Annotated in this window: 8 protein-coding genes; 1 reads left to right on the top strand and 7 read right to left on the bottom strand. The window is 66.0% G+C overall.

What is annotated here, in order from left to right:
* Positions 1 to 124: 124 nt before the first annotated feature.
* From glmM to V5A19_RS07805, 5 genes are all read right to left on the bottom strand, one after another.
* Positions 125 to 1486: a phosphoglucosamine mutase gene (glmM, locus tag V5A19_RS07825; RefSeq protein ID WP_332317409.1), complete on the bottom strand. Its 1362-nt coding sequence runs from the start codon at positions 1484 to 1486 to the stop codon at positions 125 to 127.
* A gap of 89 nt (positions 1487 to 1575) precedes the next feature.
* Positions 1576 to 2421: a dihydropteroate synthase gene (gene folP, locus V5A19_RS07820; protein ID WP_332317408.1), complete on the bottom strand. Its 846-nt coding sequence runs from the start codon at positions 2419 to 2421 to the stop codon at positions 1576 to 1578.
* Positions 2422 to 2560: 139 nt separating this feature from the next.
* Positions 2561 to 4474 carry an ATP-dependent zinc metalloprotease FtsH gene (gene ftsH, locus V5A19_RS07815; RefSeq protein ID WP_332317407.1) on the bottom strand — a complete coding sequence of 638 codons (1914 nt, stop codon included), beginning with the start codon at positions 4472 to 4474 and terminating at the stop codon, positions 2561 to 2563.
* A 172-nt stretch (positions 4475 to 4646) separates the two neighbouring features.
* A complete protein-coding gene (locus tag V5A19_RS07810; RefSeq protein WP_332317406.1) occupies positions 4647 to 5276 on the bottom strand; it encodes an RlmE family RNA methyltransferase in 630 nt (209 codons plus the stop codon).
* Positions 5277 to 5305: 29 nt separating this feature from the next.
* Entirely contained in the window at positions 5306 to 5524 is a 219-nt protein-coding gene (locus tag V5A19_RS07805; protein ID WP_332317405.1) for a hypothetical protein, read from the bottom strand.
* A gap of 16 nt (positions 5525 to 5540) precedes the next feature.
* Here V5A19_RS07805 and yhbY point away from each other — a divergent pair, with 16 nt between their 5' ends.
* The gene (yhbY, locus tag V5A19_RS07800; RefSeq protein WP_332317404.1) at positions 5541 to 5843 is read left to right on the top strand and encodes a ribosome assembly RNA-binding protein YhbY; all 303 of its coding nucleotides are present in this window, start codon (positions 5541 to 5543) and stop codon (positions 5841 to 5843) included.
* 95 nt (positions 5844 to 5938) lie between these two features.
* On the opposite strand, the gene greA is transcribed toward yhbY, so the two are convergent.
* Both greA and carB read right to left on the bottom strand, forming a co-directional pair.
* Positions 5939 to 6415, bottom strand: a complete 477-nt coding sequence (gene greA, locus V5A19_RS07795; protein ID WP_332317403.1) for a transcription elongation factor GreA — start codon at positions 6413 to 6415, stop codon at positions 5939 to 5941.
* The gene (gene carB / locus V5A19_RS07790; RefSeq protein ID WP_332317402.1) at positions 6412 to 9654 is read right to left on the bottom strand and encodes a carbamoyl-phosphate synthase large subunit; all 3243 of its coding nucleotides are present in this window, start codon (positions 9652 to 9654) and stop codon (positions 6412 to 6414) included. Before carB ends, greA begins: the two co-directional genes overlap by 4 nt.
* Positions 9655 to 9902 lie beyond the last annotated feature (248 nt).

Below are 9902 nucleotides of genomic sequence, written 5' to 3'. Positions count from 1 at the left end.
ACAGCGTTACTGGGATGAAACCCGTGGACAACCTATTTAAACCCCACAGCTAGCCGACGACGATTCCACCAGGTCCCGGCGACTAAACACCCCCACTGAACACTGAACACTTGCCTGCCGAAGCCTAAGCTTCAGCGGCGCCCATCTCGGCACGCACCACCTCGGCGATGCCCTCGGCCAGCTCCCGGGTGCGGGCCTCGTCGCGACCCTCCACCATGATGCGGACCTTGGGCTCGGTGCCGGAATTGCGCACCACCACCCGGCCGGCGCCGCCGAGCTCGGCCTCCACTTCCCGGATCGCGGCGGCCACTTCCGGCACCCCGCTGACATCGCGGCGCTCGCTGAGGCGGATGCCTACCTGGGTCTGGGGATAATAGGTCAGCCCGGCCACCGCTTCGGTCAGGGCCTGACCGGTGCGGGCCAGCTCGGCGAGCACCATGAGGGCGGTCACGATACCGTCACCGGTCGTGTTGCGGGTCAGACACATGACGTGGCCGGAAGGCTCGCCCCCGAGGATCCAGTTGTTGTCGGTGAGCATCTGGAATACGTGCCGGTCGCCCACCGCGGCACGGTGGAACGGGATGCCCGACTCCGCCAGGGCCTGCTCCAGGCCCAGGTTGGACATGACGGTCCCTACCACCCCGCCGTCAAGCTCGCCGCGCTTCTGCATCTCCAGGGCCGCCAGGTAGAGGGCACCATCGCCGTCGACGATATCCCCGTTGGCATCGGCGAATACGACCCGGTCGCCGTCGCCGTCGAAGGCCATACCCAAGTGGGCGCCACGCTCAACCACTTCGGCGGCCATGCCCTCCGGGTGGAGGGAGCCCACCTCGTCGTTGATGTTGAACCCGTCCGGGCGGGCCGCCATCTCGACCACCTCGGCGCCCAGCTCACGCAGCACCTGGGGCGCCACGCGGTAGGTGGCACCATGGGCGCAATCCACCACGACGGTCAGGCCTTCTAAGGTGAGATCCTTGGGGAAGGTGTGCTTGCAGAATTCGATGTAGCGCCCGCCGGCGTCGTCAATGCGGGTGGCCTTGCCCAGTCTGGCGGGCTCGGCCGTGGCTAGGGGCTCGCCCATCTGGACCTCGATGGCCGCCTCCACCTCGTCGGGGAGCTTGCGGCCGCCCGGACCGAACAGCTTGATGCCGTTGTCCTCGAAGGCGTTGTGCGACGCCGAAATCACCACCCCAGCGTCGGCCCGCAGGGCATGGGTAAGGTAGGCGATGCCGGGGGTAGGCATGGGCCCGAGCAGCAGAACATCCACGCCTGCGCCGGAGAGGCCTGCCTCCAGAGCCGACTCCAGCAGATAGCCGGAAACCCGGGTGTCCTTGCCGATCACCACTCGCGGGTGATCGCCATTGTCGGCGGTGAGGATGCGCCCGGCCGCCCAACCGAGCTGGAGGACCTGGTCCGGGGTAATGGGCCAGTCACCCACCCGCCCGCGCACCCCGTCAGTGCCGAAAAAACTGCGCGCTCCGCTCACGTCGCACCCCCTCCATTTGCTTAAAGGATCAAACCTTTTGCGCTACACCTGTCCACACGGCTCGGCAGGGGAAAGGGTTCCATCAAGATTCACTGCGGAATCCGCGCGGTGGCAAGGGCCTGCGTCATGCGGACCACATCCCGGGCCGCCGCGACGTCATGGACCCGGACTACGTCGGCACCGTGGCTCACCAACCAGCCGATCACGGCGGCATCGCCGAAGACTCGCTGCTCCACTTCGCGGTTCAAGAGCTTGCCCGCCAAGGACTTGCGGCTGGTGCCCACCACAAGGGGATAATTCAGATCGGCGAGATTTTCCAGATGATGCAGCAAAGCCAGGTTATGCGCCACCGTCTTGCCGAAGCCGATGCCCGGATCCAGAAGGAGATTGGCCGGGTCGATGCCGGCCGCCGCGCATTGCCGGGCCCTTTCGGCGAGATAGGTCCTGACCTCCGCCACCACGTCGCGGTAACGGGGATTGTCCTGCATGGTTTCCGGCGTGCCCTGCATGTGCATCAGGCACACGGGCATGCCCAGTTCGGCAACAGTCGCTTCCGCCTCGGGATCGTGCTCAAGGGCGGAGACATCGTTGATCATCGCCGCCCCTGCCGCTGCCGCGGCGCGCATGACGGCCGCCTTGCGCGTATCCACGGATATGGGCACCCCCAGCTCGGATACCGCCTCGATCACGGGAATCACCCGGTCAAGTTCCTCCTGAAGGGGGACCTCCACGGCCCCCGGTCGGGTGGATTCGCCGCCCACATCCAGGATATCGGCTCCAGCGGCCACCAGCTCCTGGGCATGAGCGGCGGCCGCCTCTCGATCGAAGAAGCGACCGCCGTCGCTGAACGAGTCCGGGGTGACGTTAAGAATGCCCATGATCCGGGGTTGGTCCAGCTCCAGGGTGCGTTCACCGAAGCTCAGAACCGCGCTCATCCTGACGCTCCTGTTCGCGTTGCTATCGCCTGCTGCGGGGCGGGACCGCAGGACCCGGGCCCGTCCGTCTTCCCAAGTAAAAGGCGCGGGCCGAATGCCATCGGCCCGCGCCGGGATACGCCCTGGAAACGGCGGGGTTCTAGGGCTGCTCCACCGGCCTCCCCCCGGTGGGCTCCACCTGGCCCCCGGGGTTGTCGTCGGAAGGCTCTGGTTGGGGACTGGGACCGCCGCCGTCGGAGTCCTTGGGCGGCCGCGGATCCCGACCTTCCATGATGTCATTGATCTGCTGGGCATCCAGGGTTTCCCACTCCAGCAGGCCTTGGGCCATCATCTCGAGGGTGTCGCGGCTACCCTCGATCAGCTGGCGGGCTCGCTTGTACTGCTCCTCGATAAGGGAGCGCACCTCGCTGTCGATCTCCTGGATGGTGGTTTCGGAGATATTCTTATGCTGAGTCACCTCGCGACCGAGGAAGACCTCCTCGTCCTTCTCACCGTAAGTGAGCGGGCCCAGCTTCTCGGACATGCCCCACTCAGTCACCATCTTCCGGGCCATCTCGGTAGCCCGCTCGATGTCGTTGCCGGCGCCGGTGGTCATCTGATCCAGAAAGACCTGCTCGGCGATGCGGCCGCCCATGAGAATGGCGATGTTATTGAGGATTTCCTGGCGCTCGTAATTGTACTTGTCCTCGTCGGGCAGCTGCATGGTGAGCCCCATGGCCTGGCCGCGGGGGATGATGGTGACCTTGTGCACCGGATCGGTGCCCGGGATCAGCTTGGCCACCAGGGCGTGACCCGACTCGTGATAGGCCGTAGTGGTCCGCTGCTCCTCGGTGAGGACCACCGACTTGCGTTCCAGGCCCATCAGGACCTTGTCCTTGGCCTGCTCGAAATCCTGCATCTCCACCAAGCGGGCACCGCGACGGGCGGCCATAAGCGCTGCTTCGTTAACCAGGTTCTCCAGATCTGCCCCGGAAAAGCCTGGGGTACCGCGGGCGATGGTGTGGGGATCGACGTCGTCCGCGAAGGGCACCTTTTTCATGTGCACATTGAGGATGAACTCCCGACCGCGCACGTCGGGCCGCGGCACCACCACCTGACGGTCGAATCGGCCCGGCCGCAGAAGGGCGGGGTCAAGCACGTCCGGGCGGTTGGTGGCGGCGACGACAATGACGCCCTCGTTACCCTCGAAGCCGTCCATCTCGGTGAGCAGCTGGTTAAGGGTCTGCTCACGCTCGTCGTGGCCGCCGCCCAGCCCGGCGCCGCGCTGACGGCCCACGGCGTCGATCTCGTCGATGAAGATGATGCAAGGGGCATGCTTCTTGGCCTGCTCGAACATATCCCGAACACGGGAGGCGCCCACTCCCACGAACATCTCCACGAAGTCGGAGCCGGAGATAGAGAAGAAGGGCACGCCGGCCTCACCGGCCACGGCCCGACCCAGCAGGGTCTTACCCGATCCGGGCGGACCGGTGAACAGGACCCCCTTAGGGATATGGCCGCCGAGCTTCTGGAACTTCTCGGGCTCCTTGAGGAAGTCCACCAGCTCCTCGACCTCCTCCTTAGCCTCGTCGATGCCGGCGACGTCCTCGAAGCGGACCTTGTTGCTGTCGTCGGTGAGCATCTTGGCCTTGCTCTTGCCGAACGACATGGCGCCCTTGCCGCCGGCGCCGCCTCCCTGCATCTGCCGCATGAAGAAGATCCAGACAGCGATCAGAAGCAGCATCGGGAACCAGGAGATAAGGATGGACGTCAGCATGGACGTCCCCTCCTCCGGCTTGGCGGTGATAGCCACGTCATTGGCCCGCAGCTCCTTGACCACACCCGAATCCTTGGGCGCGTAGGTCTTGAAGCGCTCGCCGCTGAGGTAGTTGCCGCGGATCTCCTCGCCCTTGATGGTCACCTCGGTGACGTTGCCCTGTTCCACCTGGTTCATGAACTCGGAAAAGCTCACGGAGGTGTCGGGCTGCTGCGGCTGGCTGAAGCTCTGAAAGACCATGACCAGCACTAGGCCGATCACGAGCCACAGGGCGATATTTTTCGTAAGGTTGTTCACAGTCGCTCCTCGTCCGATCGCCATAGACGGACTGGGTCCGCCCGAACCATCAGGCGCAAGACATGGTTTTACTCTAGAATCGAGACCGTCTCGTTGCAACGGTCACCGCCAGCTTTGACGGCAACCCGCACCCACCGACGGCCCTTGTTGCGTAGGACCGACGCAAAGGCACTCAGTTTCCCTCGCGACCGGAGCCCTTGTAACCCCGGGCCACCAGATACTGTTCGGCGCTCGCCCCGCGCGAGGCCTCCGGCTTGCGGGGCGCGACCGAGCGGTATTCGCCGCGCAGGCTCCGCAACAGCTCGTCGAACCCCTCCCCCTGAAAGGCCTTCATGACCAGCGTGCCGCCGGGTCGAAGGACCTCCCGGGCGAGCTCAACCGCCAGGTCGCAAAGCTCCATGGCCCGGGCCTGGTCGGCCACCTTGATGCCGGAAAGCTCCGGGGCCATGTCGGACAGGACCACATCCACCCGGCTGCCGTCCAGTACCCGGCGCAACTCGGCGAGGCCGGCATCCTCGGCGAAATCCGCCTGAATGATCGCCACCCCGGGCAGGGGGTCCATGGGCAGGCGATCGAGCCCAATTACCCGGCCGGATTCGCCCACACGCTGGGCCGCGACTTGGGACCAGCCGCCGGGCGCCGCGCCTAGATCGACCACCACCGACCCCGGCTTGAGGAAGTTGTCCCGATCGTCCAGCTGGATCAGCTTAAAGGGCGAACGGCTGCGGTAGCCCAGACGGCGGGCCTCCGCCACGTAGGGATCCTTGGCCTGGCGTTGCTGCCAGTTGCTGCGCTTGCCCACGAGGCCTCCCGCGTCATCGGCCTTCGATGCTATCCTTGCCGCCCGTTCTTCAAAACCCGCCGGCCGCGCCCGATCACCCAGAGGGCGGCGCCTACGCTATATAGGGCAAGTGCCAGCAGCCGCGCAGGCCCCGCAAGCATAACCATGACCACGAGCCCATAGAAAGGCGTGCCCAATACCAGGGCGGCCGCCTCCATCTTCACCGCCCCGGTGAGACGCCGGGCCTCGGCTTCCGAGATTCGTTCCATCAGGGGATCCCCGTCCATGTCCAGCGCCCTAACCAGCAAGCAACACCGGTTCCTCCGGAGCCGGGCCCATCACCTCCAACCAGTTGTACAGGTGGGCGATGCCGGGGTCAGCGAGGCCGTCATTGCCGCCGCCGACGAGGCCCTTGCCCACCACGAGCTGATCAAGGTCCGCTTTCAGCAGGGCGACAAGGCCGAGCGCCGCGTCATGACGGAATCCCTGTGCGCCGGCACCGCGGCCCACCTGGTACAGGAGGTGGGCCGTATCGCCATCCTCTACCGGCCCGCCGAAGACCCGGTCATTCAGCTCTCCGAGGCGTGACGCCGCCGGACTTGCGCCATTGGACCGCCAGCCCCGGGAGCCAACCGGGCCACCCACCGCGCGGGCCCGCATTGGGGGAGCCCTAAACGGACCGCCTATTTGTACTGGATCGCGACGATCTCGTAGCTGCGGTTACCGCCCGGGGCCTGGACCTCCGCCAACTCGCCCTCGCCGCGGCCGATGAGGGCGCGGGCAATGGGGGCGTTGATGCTGATCTTGTTCTGCTTGATATCGGCCTCGTCGTCGCCGACGATCTGGTAGGTAACCTCGTTGCCCGATTCCTCGTCCACCAGGGTCACGGTGGCACCGAAGGCGACCGTGTCCATGTCGATTTCGGCGGGATCGATCACCTGGGCGCGCGCGATCTTGTCCTCCAGCTCGCGGATGCGCGATTCGATGAAGGCCTGCTCCTCCTTGGCCGCATCGTATTCGGCGTTTTCGGACAAGTCGCCGTGCTCCCTGGCGGTGGCAATGGCATCCACCACACGCGGACGCTCCTCGTGCTTGAGCCGGTAGAGCTCGTCCTTGAGCTGTTGCGCGCCCTGTTTGGTCATGGGCACTTGATCGGTCATGCCGGTTTTTCCTCTCGCAGCTGAGCCAGTTCCTGAAGCTTACGTACCTGCATGGGGCCTTCCCGGAGGCGGGCAATGGCCGCTGCAGAAGCTTCGGCGCCGGCCAGCGTGGTGAAATAGGTTACGCCGTGCTGAAGGGCGGTGCGGCGGATGGAATAGGAATCCGCCACAGCGCTCTTGCCGGCCGCCGTGTTGAAGATCATGGCGATGTCGCCGTTTTTGATGCGGTCCACGATGTGGGGCCGGCCTTCCTTGACCTTGTTGACCACCGTGACCGCCATCCCCGCCTCCTGCAATACGGCAGCGGTGCCCCGGGTGGCTATGAACTCGAAGCCGAGCTCGGTCATGCGGCGCACGATGGGGACCACCCCTTCCTTGTCGGCGTCGCGAACCGAAACAAACACCCGGCCCTTCTCGGGCAGGCGCACCCCGGCGCCGCCCTGGGCCTTGGCGTAGGCGGCGCCGAAGGTCTTGCCCACCCCCATGACCTCGCCCGTAGACTTCATCTCCGGACCGAGCAGGGTATCCACACCCGGGAACTTGATGAAGGGGAATACCGATTCCTTGACCGAGTAAAACGGGGGCACCACCTCCCCCACCACGCCCTGCTCGGCCAGCGACCGACCGGCCATGGCACGCGCCGCGATCTTGGCCAAAGGCCGGGCGGTGGCCTTGGACACGAACGGCACGGTGCGAGCGGCGCGGGGGTTCACCTCCAGAACGTAAACCGCACCCTCTTGCACGGCAAACTGCACGTTGATCAGCCCCACCACGTGCAGGGCCTGGGCCAGGATCTTGGTCTGGCGCCGGACCTCTTCAAGGATCTCCGGGGCCATGTCGTACGGGGGCAGCGAGCACGCGGAGTCGCCGGAATGGACCCCGGCTTCCTCGATGTGCTCCATAACCCCGCCGATGACCACCTTGTCGCCATCGGCCACAGCGTCCACGTCGAGCTCGGCGGCCTCCATCAGGAAGCGGTCGAGAAGCACCGGGTGGTCCTCGGAGACCCGCACCGCCTCGGTCATGTAGCGGTCGAGGTCGGCCTCGGAGTAGACGATCTCCATGGCCCGGCCGCCGAGCACGTAGGAGGGCCGCACCAGCAGCGGGTAGCCCACTTCGCGCGCCGCCTCGCGGGCCTGGACCGGGGTTGTGGCGATGCGGTTGGGCGGCTGCTTGAGTCCCAGCCGGCCGATCAGATTTTGGAAGCGCTCACGGTCCTCGGCGAGATCGATGGCGTCGGGGGAAGTGCCGATGATGGGCACGCCGGCGGCCTCCAGGTCGTTCGCAAGCTTGAGCGGGGTCTGGCCGCCGAATTGCACGATCACGCCGTCGGGCTGCTCCAACTGGACGATAGCCAGCACGTCCTCCAGGGTCAGCGGCTCGAAGTAGAGGCGGTCTGAGGTATCGTAGTCGGTGGACACCGTCTCCGGGTTGCAATTGACCATGATGGTCTCGAACCCGTCCTCGGACAGCGACAGGCTGGCGTGGACGCAGCAGTAGTCGAACTCGATGCCCTGCCCGATGCGATTGGGCCCCGACCCCAGCACCATGATCTTAGGCCGGTCGGTGGGGTTGGCCTCGCAGGTGGCCTCGAAGGTGGAGTACAGATAGGGGGTGTACGAGGCGAGCTCGCCGGCGCAGGTGTCCACTCGCTTGAAAACCGGATGCACCCCGAGCTTGGTCCGCCGGGCGCGCACCGAGGCCTCGGGAGTACCGAGCAGGTCGGCCAGCCGGCGGTCGGCGAAGCCCAGGCGCTTGTAGCGGCGCAGGGCGGCGGCGTCCAGGTCCTCCAGGGTCAGCCCCGCCAGGGCCTTCTCGGCGGTGACGATGGCCTCCAACTGCGCGAGGAACCAGCGGTCGATCCAGGTGCGCTCGAACACTTCGTCCAGGGACAGGCCGTGGCGGAAGGCGTCGGCGATGTACCACAGCCGGGGGGCGCCGGGATTGCGCAGATAGTGGTCGAGGCGCTCGGGGATCTCGGTGTCATCGGTCACCTCCGAGGCGATGCGCTCCTCGAGGCCGTGGCTCCCCTGCTCCAGGCCGCGCAGGGCCTTCTGCAGAGACTCGGGGAAGGTCCGGCCGATGGCCATGACCTCCCCCACCGATTTCATCTGGGTGGTCAGGGTGCGGTCGGCCTGGGGGAACTTCTCGAAGGTGAACCGCGGGATCTTGGTGACCACGTAGTCGATGGTGGGCTCGAAGGAGGCCGGGGTTACCTTGGTAATGTCGTTTTGCAGCTCGTCGAGGGTGTAGCCTACCGCCAGCTTGGCGGCGATCTTGGCAATGGGGAAGCCGGTGGCCTTGGAGGCCAGCGCCGACGAGCGCGACACCCGCGGATTCATCTCGATGATGACCAGCCGGCCGTCGTCGGGGTTCACTGCGAACTGGACGTTGGAGCCGCCGGTCTCGACGCCGATTTCGCGCAGCACCGCGAGACTGGCGTCGCGCATGACCTGGTATTCCTTGTCGGTGAGCGTCTGCGACGGCGCCACGGTCACCGAGTCACCGGTGTGCACCCCCATGGGGTCTAGGTTCTCGATGGAGCAGATGATGATGCAGTTGTCCGCCTTGTCGCGGACCACCTCCATCTCGTATTCCTTCCAACCGATGATGGACTCTTCCAGGAGGATCTCGTTGGTGGGGCTGGCCTCCAGGCCAATCCCCACCATCTCCTCGAATTCCTCCCGATTGTAGGCGATGCCGCCGCCGGATCCGCCCAGGGTGAAGCAGGGCCGAATGATGGTGGGGAAGCCCACGTACTCCATCACCTCCTGGGCTTCCTCTACGGAGTGGGCGAAGGCGGAGCGCGGCAGGCCCAGGCCGATCTTCTCCATGGCCTGTTTAAAGGAATCCCGGTCCTCGGCCTTGTCGATGGCCTCCTTGGAGGCGCCGATGAGATCCACGCCATACTCGGCGAGAACCCCGTAGCGATCCAGATCCAGAGCGCAGTTGAGCCCGGTCTGGCCCCCCATGGTGGGCAGGACGGCGTCGGGGCGCTCGCGCTCGATGATCTTGGCCACCGATTCCCAGTCCAGTGGCTCGACGTAGGTGGCGTCGGCCATATCCGGGTCGGTCATGATGGTGGCCGGATTGGAGTTCACCAGGATGACCCGGTAGCCCTCCTCGCGCAGGGCCTTGCAAGCCTGGGCGCCGGAGTAGTCGAACTCGCAGGCCTGGCCGATGATGATCGGGCCGGAGCCGATGATCAGAACGGACTGGATATCGCTGCGCTTGGGCATTCTAGCTTGGCTCAACGTGGCGGTATGGCACGGCCCGCTTTGGGCCGCCATCACCGCTGGGTGTTTCGGTTCGCTAAGGCGGGCCGGGTGTCCCGGCAGGCCGGGCGCGCCTGGTCAAGGCTTCAGACCTGGTGACGACCGGCCAGTCCGGGCTCCCCCCGCGGTGTGCGCTTCGCGCCCCCGCGTAACCAGTTAGCTCGGCGAAACCGGGCTGCGGTGTGCGCTTCGCGCCCCCGCGTAACCAGTTA

It is taken from the genome of Thiohalorhabdus sp. (assembly GCF_036628635.1).
Lineage (GTDB): Bacteria > Pseudomonadota > Gammaproteobacteria > Thiohalorhabdales > Thiohalorhabdaceae > Thiohalorhabdus.
Note: the sequence above shows the minus strand (reverse complement) of the source record. Positions and strands in the feature narration are given on the sequence as shown.